Source organism: Mycolicibacterium chubuense, assembly GCF_001044255.1.
Taxonomy (GTDB): Bacteria; Actinomycetota; Actinomycetes; order Mycobacteriales; family Mycobacteriaceae; genus Mycobacterium; species Mycobacterium chubuense.
In genome coordinates this window covers 100,316-117,924 of record NZ_JYNX01000031.1, presented here as the reverse complement: position 1 = coordinate 117,924, position 17,609 = coordinate 100,316, and the positions used below count along the sequence as shown (strand labels likewise).

Sequence of the window (17,609 nt, the reverse complement as noted above, 5' to 3'; positions counted from 1 at the left end):
CACCCCGCTTCGTCGATGCCCGTGCGGCTGCGTGGTGTGCGCAAGCAGTACGGCTCGACGGTGGCGGTGTCCGACCTCGACCTCGACGTCGGTCCCGCCGAAGTCTTCGCCCTGCTCGGCCCGAACGGGGCCGGTAAGACGACCACGGTCGAGATGTGCGAAGGGTTCCTGCGGCCCGACGGCGGCACCATCGAGATCCTGGGTCTGGACCCGGTGTCCGACAACGCCGCGGTGCGTGCCCGCACCGGCGTGATGCTGCAGGGCGGCGGTGCCTACCCGGCCGCCCGCGCGGGCGAGATGCTCGACCTCGTCGCCTCCTACGCCGCCAACCCGCTGGATCCGAAGTGGCTGCTCGACACGCTCGGCCTGACCGACTCGGCGCGCACCACCTACCGGCGGCTCTCCGGCGGTCAGCAGCAGCGGCTCGCGCTCGCCTGCGCCGTGGTCGGACGGCCCGAGCTGGTGTTCCTCGACGAACCGACGGCCGGGATGGATGCGCACGCCCGCCTGGTGGTGTGGGAGCTGATCGACGCGCTGCGACGCGACGGCGTCACCGTCGTGCTGACCACCCACCAGCTCACCGAGGCCGAGGAACTGGCCGACCGCATCCTGATCATCGACCGCGGCGCGGCCGTGGCGAGCGGCACCCCGACGGAGTTGATGCGCAACGGCGCCGAGAACCAGCTGCGGTTCCGTGCGCCCCGCATGCTCGACCTGTCACTGCTGATCGCCGCGCTCCCGGAGAGTTACCGGGCCACCGAGACGTCTCCAGGTGAGTACCTCGTCGAGGGCCGCATCGACCCGCAGGTCCTGGCGACCGTCACCGCGTGGTGCGCCCGGCTCGACGTGCTGGCCACCGACATGCGGGTCGAGCAGCGCAGCCTCGAGGACGTCTTCCTCGAACTGACGGGGCGGGAGTTGCGCAAATGACCCAGCCGAATCGCTTCGCGCCGGGCACGTTCCGCCCCGATCCGCGCCCGGCCGCGGTGCCGCGGATGCTGACCGCGCAGTACGGGCTGGAGCTGCGGCTGCTGCTGCGCAACGGCGAGCAGCTGCTGCTGACGATGTTCATCCCCATCACGCTGCTGATCGGGCTGACGCTGCTGCCGCTGGGCTCGTTCGGCCCCGACCGTGCAGCGACGTTCGCACCCGCGATCATGGCGCTGGCCGTCATCTCCACCGCCTTCACCGGCCAGGCGATCGCCGTCGCGTTCGACCGCCGCTACGGCGCGCTCAAGCGACTCGGCGCCACGGCACTGCCCGTGTGGGGCATCATCGCCGGCAAGTCGCTGGCCGTCGTGACCGTGGTGTTCCTGCAGTCCATCCTGCTCGGCGTGATCGGCGTCGCGCTGGGCTGGCGGCCCGCGGTGGCCGGGCTGGCGCTGGGCGCCGTGATCATCGCAGTGGGCACGGCGGTGTTCGCCGCGCTGGGTCTGCTGCTGGGCGGCACGCTCAAAGCCGAGATCGTGCTCGCGGTCGCCAACCTGATGTGGTTCGTGTTCGCCGGGCTGGGCGCGCTGACCGTGGAGGGCTCCGTGGTCCCGCGCGCCGTCCAGTGGGTGGCGCGGCTGACTCCGTCGGGTGCGCTGACCGAGGCGCTGACCCGGGCGATGACGCTGTCGGTGGACTGGTTCGGCCTGGCGGTGATGGCGGTCTGGGGGGCGGTCGCCGCCCTGTGCGCGCTGCGCTGGTTCCGCTTCACCTGAGCCCCTACTACGAGCGGTAGTTAGCCGGGCTCTACCATCGACACGTGCCCGTCGGACGACTCTTCCTGCGGCTCGTCGACCTGCTCCCCGAACCCAGCCTGCGGGTGCAGCGCATCGTCGCCGCGGCCGTGATCCTGACCCAGGGCGGCATCGCCGTCACCGGGGCCATCGTCCGCGTCACCGCCTCCGGGCTGGGCTGCCCGACCTGGCCGCAGTGCTTCCCCGGAAGTTTCACGCCGGTGCCGCACGCCGAGGTGCCTGTCATCCACCAGGCCGTCGAGTTCGGCAACCGGTTGATCACGTTCCTCGTCGTGCTGACCGCGGCCGCCGCCGTCCTCGCGGTCACCCGGGCCCGCCGCCGCCGCGAGGTGCTGATCTACGCGTGGCTGATGCCGGCGTCGACGGTGCTGCAGGCCGTCATCGGGGGCATCACCGTGCTCACCGGGCTGCTGTGGTGGACCGTGGCTGTGCACCTGCTCGTGTCGATGGCGATGGTGTGGCTGGCGGTGCTGCTCTACGCCAAGATCGGGCAACCGGACGACGGGGTACCGGTGCGACGGGCGCCGAAACCGTTGCGCCAGTTGACCGCGCTGTGCGGCGTCACCTTGTCGGCCGTCCTGGTCACCGGAACGATGGTCACCGGCGCGGGCCCGCACGCCGGCGACAAGAGCGTCGAGCGGCCGGTGCCGCGCCTGCAGGTCGAGATCACCACGCTCGTGCACCTGCACTCGTCGCTGCTGGTGGCGTATCTGGCGCTGCTGATCGGGCTGGCGTTCGGTCTGGTCGCGGCCCGCACGTCACGGCCGGTGCTGAGGCGGCTCGGCGTCCTGGTGGCGTTGGTCGTCGCGCAGGGCCTGCTCGGTGCGGTGCAGTTCAACACCGGGGTGCCCGCCGTCCTGGTGGCCTTCCACGTCGCGGGGGCGGCTGCCTGCACCGCGGCGACGGCTGCGCTATGGGCGTCGATGCGCGAACGGGCCCAGCCCGAACTCCTCGAGCGCCGCCTCGACACCGAGGGCGAAGAGGCGCTGCTGCCGGGACCGGCCGGTGGGGTCGAGCTGCCGCCAACCCAGTGACGGCTCGACGAGCTCCAACTCCAGCAGCGCCGGCGCCGCGGCGTCGCCGAGCACGTCGACGCGCGCGTAGAGCAGATCGCTGACCCGGATGCCGAGATGCCCGGCCGCAGCGGCGAGCGCCGCGTGCCCGAGGTCCCACAGCTCGAAATCCGGCTCGGCGGGCCGGAGCCGTTCCTCGGCGTAGGTGCCCGACTCGTCGAACACCGGCGCCCGCCCCGGCGGGGGCAGCATCGGCCCCTTGGTGAAGGCGTGCGACTGCTGGCCGCGCAGGAACACCAGCGCCGTCTCGCCGTCGGCCACTCGCGGATCGAACGGCTGCACCAGCGCGGTCTGTCCGGTGTCCTGCAGCGCCGCCGCGTGCGCGCGTGCCGCGTCGGCGTCCCGAAAGCGCAACGCGCCCACCGATCCCGCGCCGACGGCCGGCTTCACCACGACCTCCCCGTCCGGGATGTGCGCCCGCTCGCCCGGCGCGAAGAACGCGCTCGGCACCGTCGGCACGCCGGCGGCGGCCAGGTCGGCCAGGTAGTGCTTGTCGGTGTTCCACGCCACGACCGCCGGGGGGTTGAGCAGGTGCGGCACCTGCCGCGTCCAGGCGAGGAACTCCGCGAGCCGCTCGGTGTAGTCCCACGTCGCCCGCAGGATCACCAGGTCGGCACGCAGCGTCGCGGGGTCGTCCCAGGACAGCCAGCGCGGATGCAGACCTCGTGCGCGCAGCGCCTCCACCAACCCCGCGTCATCGCCGTCGCCCTCGGGCAGCGCCGGGCAGCCGGCCAGCACGATGCGGGGATGGAAGACGTCCGGACGCGCGAGCTTCATGGCCGGACCGATGCTACCGAGGAAGGCATGATGGGTACCTATGTACGCCATCGAAGTCGCCGAGACCGGCGGGCCGGAAGTCCTGTCCTACGTCGAGAAGCCGCAGCCGGCTCCCGGACCCGGCGAGGTGCTGATCAAGGCCGAGGCGATCGGCGTCAACTTCATCGACACCTACTTCCGCTCGGGCCTGTATCCGCGTGAGCTGCCGTTCGTCGTCGGCACCGAGGTCTGCGGCACCATCGAGGCGGTCGGCGACGAGGTGGCGGCACTGAACGTCGGCGACCGCGTGGTCACCGCCCAGGCCCAGGGGGCCTACGCCGAGTACTGCGTGGCGCCCGCGGATTTCGTCGCCTACGTCCCCGAGGGTGTGGCGCCCGAGGTCGCCGCCTCGGCGCTGCTGAAGGGGATGACGGCGCACTACCTGATCAAGTCGACGTACCCGATCCAGCAGGGCGACACCGTGCTGGTGCACGCCGGCGCCGGGGGCGTCGGGCTGATCTTGACGCAGTGGGCGACCAGCCTGGCGACGTCGGTGATCACGACGGTCTCCACCCCGGACAAGGCCGAACTGTCGCGGCAGGCCGGCGCGGTCGAGGTGCTCGACTACCCGGACGATCCGCAGGCCTTCGGCGCCCGCATCCGCGAGCTGACCGACGGCAACGGGGTCGAGGCGGTCTATGACGGCGTCGGTGCCTCGACGTTCGAGGCGAGTCTGGCCAGCCTCGCGGTGCGCGGCACCCTGGCGTTGTTCGGCGCGGCCAGCGGGCCGGTGCCGCCGTTCGATCCGCAACGGCTCAACGCCGCGGGCTCGGTGTTCCTGACCCGGCCGAACCTGGCACATCACACCCGCACGCCCGACGAATTCTCGTGGCGCGCAGGCGAGTTGTTGACCGCGATCGCCGACGGCACGCTGACGGTGACGGTGAGCAACCGGTACGAGCTGCGCGACGCCGAGCAGGCGCACCGCGATCTGCAGGGCCGCAAGACCGTCGGTTCGGTGGTGCTCGTCCCCTAGAGGTGCAGCAGCGTCGGCAGGTTCAGCGCCGAGTCGACGGCCAGCGCGCAGAACACGACGGCCAGGTAGTTGTTCGACTGCAGGAACAGTCGCAGCGGCTTGACCGGCTCGCCGCGCCGCACGCCGGCGTACAGCTGATGGGCCATCACCAGGAACCACGTGCCGGCCAGGATCGCCACCGAGGCGTAGAGCCATCCGGTGGCCAAGGCCAGCGCCAGCGTCGCGATGACGGTCAGCCAGGTGTAGATGAGGATCTGCTTGGTGACCTGCTGCTCGGTGGCGACAACGGGCAGCATCGGCACGCCGGCAGCCTCGTAGTCCTCCTTGTAGCGCATCGCCAGCGCCCAGGTGTGCGGCGGCGTCCAGAAGAAGATGATCAGGAACATCACCAGCGCAGGCCACTGGATCGTCCCGGTCACCGCAGACCAGCCGATCATCACCGGCATGCAGCCCGCCGCGCCGCCCCACACGACGTTCTGCGACGTCCGGCGCTTGAGCAGCAGCGTGTACACGAGCACGTAGAACGCGATGGTGGCGCCCGCCAGGTGCGCCGAGAGCATGTTGGTGGTCCACCACAGCCAGAAGAACGATGCCACCGACAGCGCGAGACCGAAGACGAGCGCGTGGCTGCGGGGCACCGTGGCACGAGCCAGCGCCCGGCGCTCCGTGCGCTTCATCTTCTTGTCGATGTCGGCGTCGGCGACGCAGTTGAGCGTGTTGGCCCCCGCCGCCGCGAGCATGCCGCCGAGGAGCGTGTTGAGGATCAGCAGCGGATCCACGCTGCCGCGATGGGCCAGCAGCATCGCCGGGATCGTGGTGACGAGTAGCAGCTCGATCACGCGCGGCTTGGTCAGGCCCAGGTAGCCCAGCAGTTTGGTGCGGAAGCCGTGAGGCGTCGCGTCGGCCGAATCCCCGACGAGGTGGCCTTCGCGGATCCTCACGCAACCAACTCCTTCTCGCCGGAGCCCGTCCAGCACGGTGTCTACTACAGGCGATGGTAGACCGCCGGTGTCCGTCCTCGAAATCGCAGGGTCGAATCCGGCGCCGGTGGGATGACCCCTGCGTCCCCGGCGCGTTGCGCACTAGGGTGGTCGGTGCGGACCGACACGCCCCACCAAGTCAAGGAGTGCGCCTCGTGACCACGCTCGAAGACATCTCTTCGCTGACCCGACCCAACCATCCCGACGACTGGACCGACCTCGACTCGCGGGCGGTGGACACCGTCCGTGTGCTCGCCGCCGACGCGGTCCAGAAGGTCGGCAACGGGCATCCGGGGACGGCGATGAGCCTGGCGCCGCTGGCGTACACGCTGTTCCAGCGCCAGATGCGCCACGACCCCAGCGACGTGCACTGGCTCGGCCGCGACCGGTTCGTGCTGTCCTGCGGCCACTCCAGCCTCACGCTGTACATCCAGCTCTATCTCGGTGGGTTCGGGCTGGAACTGTCCGACATCGAGTCGCTGCGCACGTTCAAGTCCAAGACCCCCGGTCACCCCGAGTTCCGCCACACCAAGGGCGTGGAGATCACCACCGGCCCGCTCGGTCAGGGGCTGGCGTCGGCGGTGGGCATGGAGATGGCGTCGCGCTACGAACGCGTCAAGTCCAAGACCCCCGGTCACCCCGAGTTCCGCCACACCAAGGGCGTGGAGATCACCACCGGCCCGCTCGGTCAGGGGCTGGCGTCGGCGGTGGGCATGGCGATGGCGTCGCGCTACGAACGCGGCCTGTTCGACCCGGACGCACCGGCCGGTGAGAGCCCGTTCGACCACTTCATCTACGTCATCGCCTCCGACGGCGACATCGAAGAAGGCGTCACCAGCGAAGCGTCCTCGCTGGCGGGCACCCAGCAGCTGGGCAATCTGATCGTGTTCTACGACAAGAACCAGATCTCCATCGAGCACGACACCAACATCGCGCTGAGCGAGGACGTCGCCGCGCGGTACCGGGCCTACGGCTGGCACGTGCAGGAGGTCGAGGGCGGCGAGAACGTNCCATCGAGCACGACACCAACATCGCGCTGAGCGAGGACGTCGCCGCGCGGTACCGGGCCTACGGCTGGCACGTGCAGGAGGTCGAGGGCGGCGAGAACGTCGTCGGGATCGAGCAGGCTATCGCCGAAGCCAAGAAGGTGACCGACAAGCCGTCGTTCATTGCTGTGCGCACCATCATCGGCTATCCGGCCCCCAACAAGATGAACACCGGCGGCGTGCACGGCTCGGCGCTGGGCGACGACGAGGTCGCCGCGACCAAGAAGATCCTGGGCTTCGACCCCGACAAGACCTTCGAGGTCAGCGAGGACGTCATCACCCACACCCGCGGCCTGGTCGGGCGCGGCAAGGAGGCCCACGACGCCTGGCAGCAGGACTTCGACGCGTGGGCCGAGCGCGAGCCCGAGCGCAAGAAGCTGCTCGACCGGCTCACCGCCGAGGAACTGCCCGAGGGCTGGGACGCCGACATCACGCACTGGGAACCGGGCTCCAAGGCCGTCGCCACCCGCGCCGCGTTCGGTCAGGTGCTCAACGACGTCGCCCCCAAACTCCCCGAACTGTGGGGCGGCTCGGCCGACCTGGCGGGTAGCAACAACACCACGATCAAGGGCGTGAAGTCGTTCGGGCCGCCGTCGATCTCGACCTCGGACTTCGAGGCCGACTGGTACGGCCGGGTGCTGCACTTCGGCATCCGCGAGCACGCGATGGGCGCGATCCTGTCGGGCATCGTGCTGCACGGCCCCACCCGCGCGTTCGGCGGCACCTTCCTGCAGTTCTCCGACTACATGCGCCCCGCCGTGCGCCTGGCCTCGCTGATGGACATCGACACCATCTACATCTGGACCCACGATTCGATCGGCCTCGGTGAGGACGGCCCCACCCACCAGCCGATCGAGCATCTGGCNGGCCTCGCTGATGGACATCGACACCATCTACATCTGGACCCACGATTCGATCGGCCTCGGTGAGGACGGCCCCACCCACCAGCCGATCGAGCATCTGGCGGCGTTGCGGGCCATCCCGAACCTGTCGGTGGTGCGCCCGGGCGACCCGAACGAGACCGCCTACGCCTGGCGCAGCATCATCGCGCGCGGCAACGGCAGCGGCCCGGTCGGTTTCATCCTGACCCGTCAGGGCATCCCGGTGCTCGAGGGCACCAGCGCCGAAGGTGTCGAGAAGGGCGGTTACGTGCTCGGCGGCGGCTCCCCCGCCGACGATGCCGACGTCATCCTGATCGCGACGGGCTCCGAACTGCAGATCGCAGTCGAGGCGCAGAAGATGTTGCGCGACAAGGACATCTCGGCCTACGTCGTGTCGATGCCGTGCCTCGAGTGGTTCGAGTCGCAGCCCAAGGAGTACCGCGACAGCGTGCTGCCGCCGCGGGTGTCGGCCCGCGTGGCCATCGAGGCCGCGGTCGCGCAGAGCTGGTACAAGATCGTCGGCGACACCGGCGAGATCATCTCCATCGAGCACTACGGCGAATCCGCCGACGACAAGACCCTGTTCCGCGAATTCGGGTTCACTCCAGAGGCAGTGGTGGCCGCAGCGGAACGCAGCATTGCGAACTAGCCAGCGATAAGCGAGGAATTGACATGACCCAGAATCAGAACTTGGCGGCGCTGTCCGCCGCAGGCGTCTCGGTGTGGCTCGACGACCTGTCGCGGGAGCGGCTGCAGACGGGCAACCTGCAGGAGCTGATCGACACGAAGTCCGTGGTCGGCGTGACCACGAACCCGTCGATCTTCCAGGCGGCACTGTCCAAGGGCGACGCCTACGACAAGCAGATCAGAGAGCTCGCCGAGCGGGGCGCCGACGTCGACGCCACCATTCGCACGGTCACCACCGACGACGTCCGCAACGCGTGTGACGTCTTCGCCAAGGTCTACGAGCAGTCCGGCGGCGTCGACGGCCGGGTGTCCATCGAGGTGGACCCGCGGCTGGCGCACGACACCGATAAGACGATCCTGCAGGCGATCGAGCTGTGGAAGATCGTCGACCGGCCCAACCTGCTGATCAAGATCCCCGCCACCGAAGCCGGCCTGCCGGCGATCACCGCGGTGATCGCCGAGGGCATCTCGGTCAACGTGACGCTGATCTTCTCGGTGGAGCGCCACCGCGCCGTGATGGACGCGTACCTGGCGGGCCTGGAGAAGGCCAAGGAGGCCGGCCACGATCTGTCCCGGATCCATTCCGTCGCATCGTTTTTCGTCTCTCGCGTGGACACCGAGATCGACAAGCGGCTCGAGGACATCGGCACCGACGAGGCGCTCGCGCTGCGCGGCAAGGCCGGGGTCGCCAACGCCCGGCTGGCCTACGCCGCATACGAGGAGGTCTTCCTCGGTGGCGACCGGTTCGCGGCGCTGAGCTCTTCCGGTGCGCGCGTGCAACGGCCGCTGTGGGCGTCGACCGGCGTGAAGAACCCCGACTACTCCGACACGCTCTATGTCACCGAGCTGGTCGCCCCGAACACGGTGAACACCATGCCGGAGAAGACGATCGACGCGGTGGCCGACCACGGTGTGGTCACCGGGGACACCGTCACCGGCCGCGGCGCCGAATCGCAGGAGGTCTTCGACTCGCTCTCGGCGGTCGGCATCGACCTGACCGACGTGTTCCTGGTCCTCGAGAACGAGGGTGTGGAGAAGTTCGAGAAGTCGTGGCACGAGCTGCTCGAAGCCACCCAGGGCCAGCTCGACGACAAGAAGTGACTCCACACCGATGATGAGCGCTTGCGCGAAGAGCGAACAACGATGAGCGAAGCTTGGCAGAACCCGTTGCGGGACAAGCGCGACAAGCGCATGCCCCGCATCGCGGGCCCGTGCAGCGTGGTGATCTTCGGCGTCACCGGTGACCTCGCCCGCAAGAAGCTGATGCCGGCGATCTACGACCTGGCCAACCGCGGACTGCTGCCGCCGTCGTTCGCCCTGGTGGGGTTCGCCCGCAGGGACTGGGCCGACCAGGATTTCAGTCAGGTCGTCCTCGATGCGGTCAAGCAACACGCCCGCACCCCGTTCCGCCAGGAGGTCTGGGACCGGTTGGCCGAGGGGATCCGCTTCGTCCAGGGCACCTTCGACGACGCGAAGGCGTTCGAGGATCTCGCGGAGACGCTCGCCAAGCTCGACGCCGAACGCGGGACCGGTGGTAATCACGCGTTCTACCTGTCGATTCCGCCCAAAGCGTTCCCGCAGGTGCTCGAACAACTGTCGAGGACGGGTCTGGCGAAGAAGTCAGAGGGCGGCTGGAGCCGCGTGGTCATCGAGAAGCCGTTCGGTCACGATCTCGAGAGCGCCGAGGAACTCAACGCGATCGTGAACAACGTCTTCCCGGAATCGTCGGTGTTCCGCATCGACCATTACCTGGGCAAGGAGACCGTCCAGAACATCCTGGCGCTGCGTTTTGCCAACGAGCTCTTCGAGCCGGTGTGGAACGCGCACTACGTGGACAGCGTGCAGATCACGATGGCCGAGGACATCGGGCTGGGCGGCCGTGGCGGGTACTACGACGGGGTCGGCGCCGCCCGTGACGTCATCCAGAACCACCTGCTGCAACTCTTGGCGCTCACGGCCATGGAGGAGCCGGTCAGCTTCTCCCCCGACGAACTGCAGGCCGAGAAGATCAAGGTGCTCTCGGCGAGCAGGCTCGCTGAGCCACTGGACGAAACCACCTCGCGCGGCCAGTACACCGCAGGCTGGCAGGGCGGCGAGCGGGTGGTCGGGCTGCTGGAGGAGGAAGGATTCTCCAAGGACTCGACCACCGAGACCTTCGCGGCGATCACCGTCGACGTCGACACCCGGCGCTGGGCGGGCGTTCCGTTCTACCTGCGCACCGGAAAACGGCTGGGCCGCAGGGTCACCGAGATCGCGCTCATTTTCAAGCGAGCGCCGCATCTGCCCTTCGACGCCACCATGACCGAGGAGCTCGGACAGAACGCCCTGGTGATCCGCGTCCAGCCGGACGAGGGCATCACGCTGCGCTTCGGGTCCAAGGTTCCCGGCAACCTGATGGAAGTCCGCGATGTCAGCATGGACTTCTCGTACGGCTCGGCGTTCGCCGAAGAGTCGCCCGAAGCCTACGAACGGTTGATCCTCGACGTGCTGCTCGGTGAGCCGTCGCTGTTCCCGGTCAATCAGGAGGTCGAATTGGCTTGGCGCATCCTCGATCCCGCCTTGGAGTACTGGGCATCGCATGGAAAACCCGACCCGTACGAAGCGGGCGGCTGGGGGCCTGACTCGGCATTCGAGATGTTGCGTCGCTCCGGCCGCGAATGGAGGCGGCCATGATCCTCGACCTACCGGACACCACGACCGACGTCATCAACAAGAAGATCATCGCGCTCCGCGAAGAGGGCGGGGCGATCACGCTAGGCCGGGTGCTGACACTCGTCATCGCCCCGACCACCGAAGCGCTGCTCGAGGAGTCGATCGAGGCGGCCAACGCGGCCAGCCGCGAACATCCCTGCCGTGTCGTGGTGGTCGCCCCCGGTGACCGGCTGGCCGACAAGGCCCGGCTCGACGCGCAGGTGCGGGTGGGCCGTGACGCCGGCGCCAACGAGGTCGTCTGCCTGCGGCTCTCCGGCCCTCTGGCCGCTCACGCCAGCAGCGTCGTCATGCCGTTCCTCCTACCGGACACACCTGTCGTCACGTGGTGGCCGGATGTGTCGCCCGACGTGCCCGCCGAGGATCCGCTCGGCAAGCTGGCTCTGCGGCGTATCACCGATGCCACCAACGCCCCCGATCCGCTGGCATCGATCAAGGGCCGCCTGAAGGGCTACACCCCCGGTGACACCGACCTGGCGTGGAGCCGGATCACCTACTGGCGGGCGCTGCTGACGTCGGCGGTCGACCTTCCGCCGCACGAGCCGATCACGTCGGCGACGGTATCCGGGCTGGCCACAGAACCGGCGCTCGACCTGCTCGCGGGCTGGTTGGCTCACTGCATCGACGGTCCGGTTCGCCGTGCCGTCGGTGAACTCAAGGTGGAACTGGTTCGCGACAGCGACACGATCACGCTGAGCCGGCCCCAGGACGGCGTCACCGCGAAGCTCACCCGCACAGCTCGACCCGAGTCGCTGGTTCCGTTGGCGCGCAGGGAAACCCGCGAGTGCCTGGCCGAAGACATGCGGCGCCTCGACGCCGACGAGATCTACCACGAGGCCCTGCAGGGCATCGAGAAAGTGCAGTACGTGTGAACACGGTCGTGGAGCGCCACCCCGACAAGGACGCATTGGTGAGGGCCGCCGGGGACCGTCTGGTGGACGCGATCACCGCGGCCGTTGCGGCACGGGGGCAGGCCAGTGTGGTGTTGACCGGCGGTGGCACCGGCATCGGGATGCTCGAGCGGGTCAAGGAGCGCAGCGACGAGGTCGACTGGTCGAAGGTCCACGTGTACTGGGGTGATGAGCGGTTCGTGGCCGCAGACGACGACGAACGCAACGACAAGCAGGCACGCGAGGCGCTGCTGAGCCATATCGACATCCCCGAGGTCAACGTCCACGCGATCGCGGCCAGCGACGGCGAGTTCGGCGACGACCTGGAGGCCGCGGCCGCCGGCTACGAGCAGCTGCTCAACGAGACGTTCGCCGAGGCTGCAACCGAATTCGACGTGCATCTGCTGGGCATGGGGCCCGAGGGGCACGTCAACTCGCTGTTCCCGGACACTGCCGCCGTGCAGGAGACCGAGCGGCTGGTCGTCGGGGTGACCGATTCCCCCAAGCCGCCGCCGCGGCGGATCACGTTGACTCTGCCTGCCGTTCAGCGTTCCCGCGAGGTGTGGCTGGTGGTGTCGGGCGAGGGCAAGGCCGATGCGGTGGCGGCCGCGCTGGGCGGCGCCGCCCCTGTCGACATCCCCGCGGCGGGCGCGATCGGACGCGAGGCCACGGTGTGGCTGCTCGACGAGGCTGCCGCGTCCAAGCTCTGACACCGACCCAGCTACCGAATCGGCGGCTGCGAAAGTTGCGCTTCCCTGCCGATTGCCCACGTTCTTCGACCAACTATGTCACCATGGCCGGACAACGAGCGCTCGGTAGCAAAGGTGTGGGGACATGGGCGGACGGTGGTCGTGTGCGGTGCGTGGCGCGCTGATGCTGGCCCTGGCCGGCGTCGCCGTGGGCGGCGGAGTCGGCGTGGCGGCCGCGCAAGGTGTGCCCACCGGTCCGAATGATCCTGCGTGCGTGACGATGCCGACGGTGGCGCAGTGCCAGGGCGGACCCTATGCGCTCCCCACGCCCGCGCCGCCTCCCCCGGCACTCCCCGCGCCGCCTACCGGGCCACTGGATCCGGCTTGCATGAGTAACCCCGCCGACGCGGCCTGTATGGGCAGCCCGTACCTGCCGCCTGCTCCCCCGGCCGCGCCCCCTCCGCCGGCCCCGCCGCCGGTGATGGCGCCGGCCGCACCGGCGGTGATTGCGCCACCTCCGGCGATTCCGCCGCCGTCCATTCCGTCACCGTCGATGGCCGGAGCGACGCCCGGAACCATCTAGGACCAAATACCCTTCCCCTGATCCCACTGACGGCAACACACTCACGGGTGTTGGCAGAGGGTGGCCGCACGGCGACAGGGGATCCGGCATGGATGCAGAAGCGATCGTCATCGGGGCCGGGACCGGCGGACTGACTGCCGGCGCGTACCTCGCTGCGCTGGGCCGTCGGGTGGTCGTCGTCGATCGCCAGCCCATGCCGGGCGGCAACACCGCCTCGTTCACCCATGACGGGTACGAGTTCGATATCGGCCTGCACTACATCGGCGGATGGGCAGGCTCGCACCCCGGTTTACGCGACGTGCTGGAGCCCCTCGGGATCGACCTGCACTACCGCGAACTCGATCCCGACGGGTTCGACCAGCTTCTCTTCGACGACATGGCTTTTCGAGTACCGCGCGGTGTCGAGGAGTTTCGCGCCCGCCTCCACGAGCAGTTCCCCGATGAGCACGAGCGCATCGATCGGCATCTGCAGCGGATCGCGACCATCTCCCAGGAACTGGAGGCCACCGCCCCTGTTCGGCTGGAGCCGCGGTCGGTGTTGTCGACTGTGTGGCGCACCAAGGTCACCACGGCGACCGCGGCGACGACGTTGGGCCGGTGGTTCGACCATCTGGGCTGTTCGCCCCGGCTGCGAACAGTGCTGAACTGGTGCCACGGAATCAACGGTGTGGCGCCGTCGAAGATCTCGCTCGGCATGCACGCGGTGGGCGTCATGCACTACCTGGCCGGCGCCTGGTATCCCGAAGGTGGAGGAAGGTCGGTCGTCGATGCGCTGACAGCCGTCATTCTGGACCACGGTGGCGAACTCGTGCTCGACAGCGAAGTCGAGCGGATCCACGCCGATGACGAGGGCGTCTGCGGTGTCCGGGTCACCGACAGATGCGGTGCATCAATGGAGTTGAGCACTCGGACCGTCATCTCGGCCGCTGACATCAAACACACGTACGGCCAGCTCCTCGCCGACGTCGACGTACCGGCACGTGTCCGGCACCGTGTGCGCGGCTTCCAGATGGCGGCGCCGCTGTTCGTCGACTACCTGATACTCGACCGGGATCTGCGCGCCGAACAGGTTCCGGCTCACAACTGGTATGTCTTCACCGACGACGACCTCGACGGCCTCTACACGGCCTGCGGGCGGGGGGAGTTCCGGATCAACGGTGTTTTCGTCACGGCGGCGAGTCTGAAGGATCCGGACAATCCACGCCTCTGCCGACCCGGGCAGACCAATCTGCAGCTGATGGCGATCGCTCCGGCACGCCCGGACTTCTGGGGAACCGGCGACGCCTATGCCCGCCGCAAGACCGAGTTTCGCGATGCGCTGCTCGACCTCACCGAGCGGGCGATCCCCGGCGTGCGGGATTCCATCGCCTATGAAGAGGCCGCCAGCCCACTGACCTGGGAGCGCTATCTGCGCAACAGCAGCGGCACCTCCTACGGGATCGCGAGCACGCCGGATCAATGGTTGATGCGGCGACCCGGCGCCCGCACGAACATTCCCGGGTTGTTCCTGGCCGGGGCGAGCACTCGCAACGGCCATGGCATCACGGGGGTCGCTGTGGGCGGCATGGAAGCGGCGGCGCTGGCGGCCGGCGCACCGCGATGGCCGCTCCCGCGCCGGCGGCGCGCGGCCGGCACCGCGGCAGGAGTCGCCCCCTAGCCGACGACGATGACGTGCAGGGTGCGCGGACCGTGCACGCCTTCCACCCGGTCCAGTTCGATGTCGCTGGTCGCGCTGGGTCCACTGATCCACGTCAACGGACGGGTGTGCACACCCGAATCGATCAGCCGCGCAACCGCTTTCGGCACATCGTCGACGATCTGATCGACCAGGACCACGCACACGTGGACGTCAGGCACGAGGCTCAGCGCTCGCCGGCCCTGGCCCACGCCGTGGTCCAGCACCAGCGTGCCGGTGTTGGCGATCGCCACGGTCGCGGTGGTGACCACGGCGTCGACGTCATCGAGTTCCACCGCCGTCAGGCCGGTATCGGACACCCACGGCGCGGCGTCCGGCCACGCCGCCTGCACGGCCGGATCGCCGACCACGGCGCGCGCCCCGGGCAGGGCTGCCGCGATCGCCGCTCCGACGTCGGCGGCGTCGACGCGGTCGACCCGCGCGCGGTAGTCGGCCACCCGCTCGAGGAACCGCTCCACCGGGTCGTGATCGCCGGTACCGACGTCGTCGCCGTAGCGCCACGGCACCTCGACCGGCGCGGGCCGATCGGCCAGCGCCGCACGTATCCGGCCGAGGATCTCGTCGCGCGCGTCACTCATGGCCGCCGCCCGTACGTTGCCACCATGCCCGGAACGACTCCGTCGGCGGCACCGGTGCATCACGGGCTCCGGACCAGGCACTGGCCGGCCACGGCAGGGACCGCAGCCGCTCCTTGCCGCCGAACAGCTTGCTGCGCAGGGCTTTACCACCGAGGGCGGCCGCCTTCTCGAGCGCCTCCAAGCGCCGGTGGTTGCCGAGCAGCCAGCTCGCCGCCGTCATCGCCGCCTGCTCGCCCGTCGGCACGCCACCGCGATGTTCGTCGACCACACGGGTGCGCAGGTGCACGAGCATCGACGGGATGTCGATGCGCACGGGACACACGTCGAAGCAGGCGCCGCACAGGCTCGACGCATAGGGCAGCGATTTGTCGATGTCGCTCGCGGTGCCCCGCAACTGCGGCGTCAGCACGGCGCCGATCGGGCCGGGATACACCGAGCCATAGGAGTGCCCGCCGGTGCGTTCGTAGACCGGGCACACGTTCAGGCACGCCGAGCAGCGGATGCAGCGCAGTGCGTCGCGGCCGTCGACGTCGGCGAGCACGCCGGTGCGGCCGTTGTCGAGCAGCACGATGTGCACGTTGCGGGGGCCGTCTCCGTCGGCGGGTCCCGTCCAGACCGACGTGTAGGGGTTCTCCCGCTCCCCTGTGCTGCTGCGCGGCAGCACCTGCAGCAGTACCTCGAGGTCGCGCCACGACGGCAGCACCTTCTCGATGCCGACCACCGAGATCAGAGTCTCGGGCAGGGTCAGGCACATCCGGCCGTTGCCCTCGGACTCCACGACGACCAGGCTTCCGGTGTCGGCGATCGCGAAGTTGGCTCCCGAGACGGCGACCCGGGCGCGCAGGAACTTCTCCCGCAGGTGCAGCCGTGCGGCTTCGGCGAGGCGGCGCGGCTCGTCGGTGAGATCATCGGGCGCGGGCCGGCCCGCCCGGCCCATCTCCCGCAGGAAGATCTCCCGCACCTCGGCGCGGTTGCGGTGGATCGCCGGGACGAGGATGTGGCTGGGCCAGTCGCCGCCGAGCTGGACGATGAGTTCGGCCAGATCGGTCTCCCAGGCGTCGATCCCGGCCTCGGCGAGGGCTTCGTTGAGCTCGATCTCCTGCGTGGCCATGGATTTGACCTTGACGACCTCGGTGGCGTCCTGTGCGCGCACCAGATCGACCACGATGCGGTTGGCCTCGGCCGCGTCGCGCGCCCAGTGCACGGTCGCCCCTGCCGCGGTGGCGTTCGCCTCGAAGGCCAGCAGGTGCTCGTCGAGGCGGTGCAGCGCCGCGTCTTTGATGGCCGCCGCCGCCAGTCTCAGCTGCTCCCAGTCGGGCAGCTCCTCGACGACGCGGGCGCGTTTGGCGCGGATGGTGCCGGTCGCGTGGGAGAGGTTGCGGCGCAGCACCGAATCGCCCAACGCCGCCTTGGCGGCGACCGGAAAGGACGGAAGTCCGAGGAATGCGCCGGTGACGCCGACGTGCGGATGCCCGGTCATGCGGGCGCTTCCTCGCTGCTGGCGAGAACCTCGGCCAGATGCATGACCCGCATGCCGGCGCGCTGCCGTGAGAGTAGTCCGCCGATGTGGGCGAGGCATGAATTGTCGCCGGCGACAAGGACTTCGGCCCCGGTGTCGCGGACCGCCCGGGCTTTGTCGAAGCCCATCGCCACGGAGGTGTCCGCGTTCTTGATCGCGAACGTGCCGCCGAATCCGCAGCACTGATCGGCGTGCTCGAGTTCCACGAGGTCGATGCCGCGCACCGCCTCCAGCAGTCGCCGCGGCCGGTCGCCCACGCCGAGCATCCGGAGCGAATGGCACGTCGGGTGGTAGGTGACCCGGTGCGGGAAGTACGCACCGACGTCGGTGACCCCCAGGACGTCGACCAGGAATTCGGACAGTTCGTACACCCGGGGGGCGATGGCGTCCACGCGTGCCGCCAGGTCGGCGTCGCCCGAGCGTGCGGCGATGTCGCGGTGCTGGTGGCGCACCGAACCCACACAGGAGCCCGACGGTGCGACGACGGCGTCGTACCCGGCGAAGGCCGCGGTGAAAGCCCGGACGGCGGGCACGGCCTCGTCCGCGTAGCCGGTGTTGGTGAACATCTGCCCGCAGCACGTCTGCCCGCGCGGGAAGTCGACCTCACAGCCGAGGCGGCGCAGCAGCCGCACAACTGCTTTCGGCGTCTCGGGCCACATCAGGTCGTTGTAGCAGGTGGCGAACAACGCCACCCGGACGTTCATGTGAGCATCTCCAACACCGTATCCGACGCCCGGGGCG

At 69.5% G+C, this 17,609-nt stretch carries 14 protein-coding genes and 3 pseudogenes; 13 read left to right on the top strand and 4 right to left on the bottom strand.

Annotated elements, in window-relative coordinates:
* Window positions 1-15: 15 nt before the first annotated feature.
* The 4 genes from MCHUDSM44219_RS08905 (at window position 16) to MCHUDSM44219_RS08890 (ending at window position 4,610) form a co-directional block, all read left to right on the top strand.
* Complete coding sequence (locus MCHUDSM44219_RS08905) at window positions 16-930, top strand: ABC transporter ATP-binding protein (protein ID WP_048417872.1); 915 nt, start codon at window positions 16-18, stop codon at window positions 928-930.
* Window positions 927-1,706, top strand: coding sequence for an ABC transporter permease (locus tag MCHUDSM44219_RS08900; RefSeq protein WP_048417871.1), 780 nt, complete (start codon window positions 927-929; stop codon window positions 1,704-1,706). Before MCHUDSM44219_RS08905 ends, MCHUDSM44219_RS08900 begins: the two co-directional genes overlap by 4 nt.
* Before the next feature lie 44 nt (window positions 1,707-1,750).
* Window positions 1,751-2,779: a COX15/CtaA family protein gene (locus MCHUDSM44219_RS08895; RefSeq protein ID WP_048417870.1), complete on the top strand. Its 1,029-nt coding sequence runs from the start codon at window positions 1,751-1,753 to the stop codon at window positions 2,777-2,779.
* 856 nt (window positions 2,780-3,635) lie between these two features.
* A complete protein-coding gene (locus MCHUDSM44219_RS08890; RefSeq protein WP_048417869.1) occupies window positions 3,636-4,610 on the top strand; it encodes a quinone oxidoreductase family protein in 975 nt (324 codons plus the stop codon).
* Here MCHUDSM44219_RS08890 and MCHUDSM44219_RS08885 read toward each other — a convergent pair.
* Window positions 4,607-5,551 (bottom strand): heme o synthase, encoded by a 945-nt coding sequence (locus tag MCHUDSM44219_RS08885; protein ID WP_048417868.1) that lies wholly within the window; start codon window positions 5,549-5,551, stop codon window positions 4,607-4,609. The genes MCHUDSM44219_RS08890 and MCHUDSM44219_RS08885 overlap by 4 nt on opposite strands.
* Before the next feature lie 194 nt (window positions 5,552-5,745).
* On the opposite strand from MCHUDSM44219_RS08885, the pseudogene MCHUDSM44219_RS28810 reads away from it, so the two are divergent.
* The 9 genes and pseudogenes from MCHUDSM44219_RS28810 to MCHUDSM44219_RS08855 all read left to right on the top strand — a co-directional run.
* A pseudogene (locus MCHUDSM44219_RS28810) lies at window positions 5,746-6,599 on the top strand (hypothetical protein); the annotation flags it as partial.
* A gap of 1 nt (window position 6,600) precedes the next feature.
* A pseudogene (locus MCHUDSM44219_RS30835) lies at window positions 6,601-7,501 on the top strand (transketolase family protein); the annotation flags it as partial.
* A gap of 83 nt (window positions 7,502-7,584) precedes the next feature.
* Window positions 7,585-8,166, top strand: a pseudogene (locus tag MCHUDSM44219_RS30830) (transketolase-like TK C-terminal-containing protein); the annotation flags it as partial.
* A gap of 23 nt (window positions 8,167-8,189) precedes the next feature.
* A complete protein-coding gene (gene tal / locus MCHUDSM44219_RS08875; protein WP_048417867.1) occupies window positions 8,190-9,305 on the top strand; it encodes a transaldolase in 1,116 nt (371 codons plus the stop codon).
* A 42-nt stretch (window positions 9,306-9,347) separates the two neighbouring features.
* Complete coding sequence (zwf, locus tag MCHUDSM44219_RS08870) at window positions 9,348-10,877, top strand: glucose-6-phosphate dehydrogenase (RefSeq protein WP_048417866.1); 1,530 nt, start codon at window positions 9,348-9,350, stop codon at window positions 10,875-10,877.
* Window positions 10,874-11,785: a glucose-6-phosphate dehydrogenase assembly protein OpcA gene (gene opcA, locus MCHUDSM44219_RS08865; protein WP_048417994.1), complete on the top strand. Its 912-nt coding sequence runs from the start codon at window positions 10,874-10,876 to the stop codon at window positions 11,783-11,785. The genes zwf and opcA overlap by 4 nt, the downstream gene beginning before the upstream one ends.
* A complete protein-coding gene (pgl, locus tag MCHUDSM44219_RS08860) occupies window positions 11,782-12,513 on the top strand; it encodes a 6-phosphogluconolactonase (protein ID WP_048417865.1) in 732 nt (243 codons plus the stop codon). The genes opcA and pgl overlap by 4 nt, the downstream gene beginning before the upstream one ends.
* A 124-nt stretch (window positions 12,514-12,637) precedes the next feature.
* A complete protein-coding gene (locus tag MCHUDSM44219_RS30455; protein ID WP_157868756.1) occupies window positions 12,638-13,075 on the top strand; it encodes a hypothetical protein in 438 nt (145 codons plus the stop codon).
* Between the two features lie 88 nt (window positions 13,076-13,163).
* Window positions 13,164-14,732, top strand: a complete 1,569-nt coding sequence (locus MCHUDSM44219_RS08855) for a phytoene desaturase family protein (RefSeq protein ID WP_048417864.1) — start codon at window positions 13,164-13,166, stop codon at window positions 14,730-14,732.
* Here the strand turns inward: MCHUDSM44219_RS08855 and MCHUDSM44219_RS08850 are convergent.
* From MCHUDSM44219_RS08850 to MCHUDSM44219_RS08840, 3 genes are read right to left on the bottom strand one after another with little or no spacing between them, the layout of a single operon-like run.
* The gene (locus MCHUDSM44219_RS08850) at window positions 14,729-15,349 is read right to left on the bottom strand and encodes a LutC/YkgG family protein (RefSeq protein ID WP_048417863.1); all 621 of its coding nucleotides are present in this window, start codon (window positions 15,347-15,349) and stop codon (window positions 14,729-14,731) included. The two genes, MCHUDSM44219_RS08855 and MCHUDSM44219_RS08850, sit on opposite strands and share 4 nt — an antisense overlap.
* Window positions 15,342-16,829: a lactate utilization protein B gene (locus MCHUDSM44219_RS08845; RefSeq protein ID WP_048417862.1), complete on the bottom strand. Its 1,488-nt coding sequence runs from the start codon at window positions 16,827-16,829 to the stop codon at window positions 15,342-15,344. The genes MCHUDSM44219_RS08850 and MCHUDSM44219_RS08845 overlap by 8 nt, the downstream gene beginning before the upstream one ends.
* On the bottom strand, window positions 16,826-17,572 hold the full coding sequence (locus MCHUDSM44219_RS08840) for a (Fe-S)-binding protein (protein ID WP_048417861.1): 747 nt from the start codon (window positions 17,570-17,572) through the stop codon (window positions 16,826-16,828). Before MCHUDSM44219_RS08840 ends, MCHUDSM44219_RS08845 begins: the two co-directional genes overlap by 4 nt.
* Window positions 17,573-17,609: the final 37 nt, after the last annotated feature.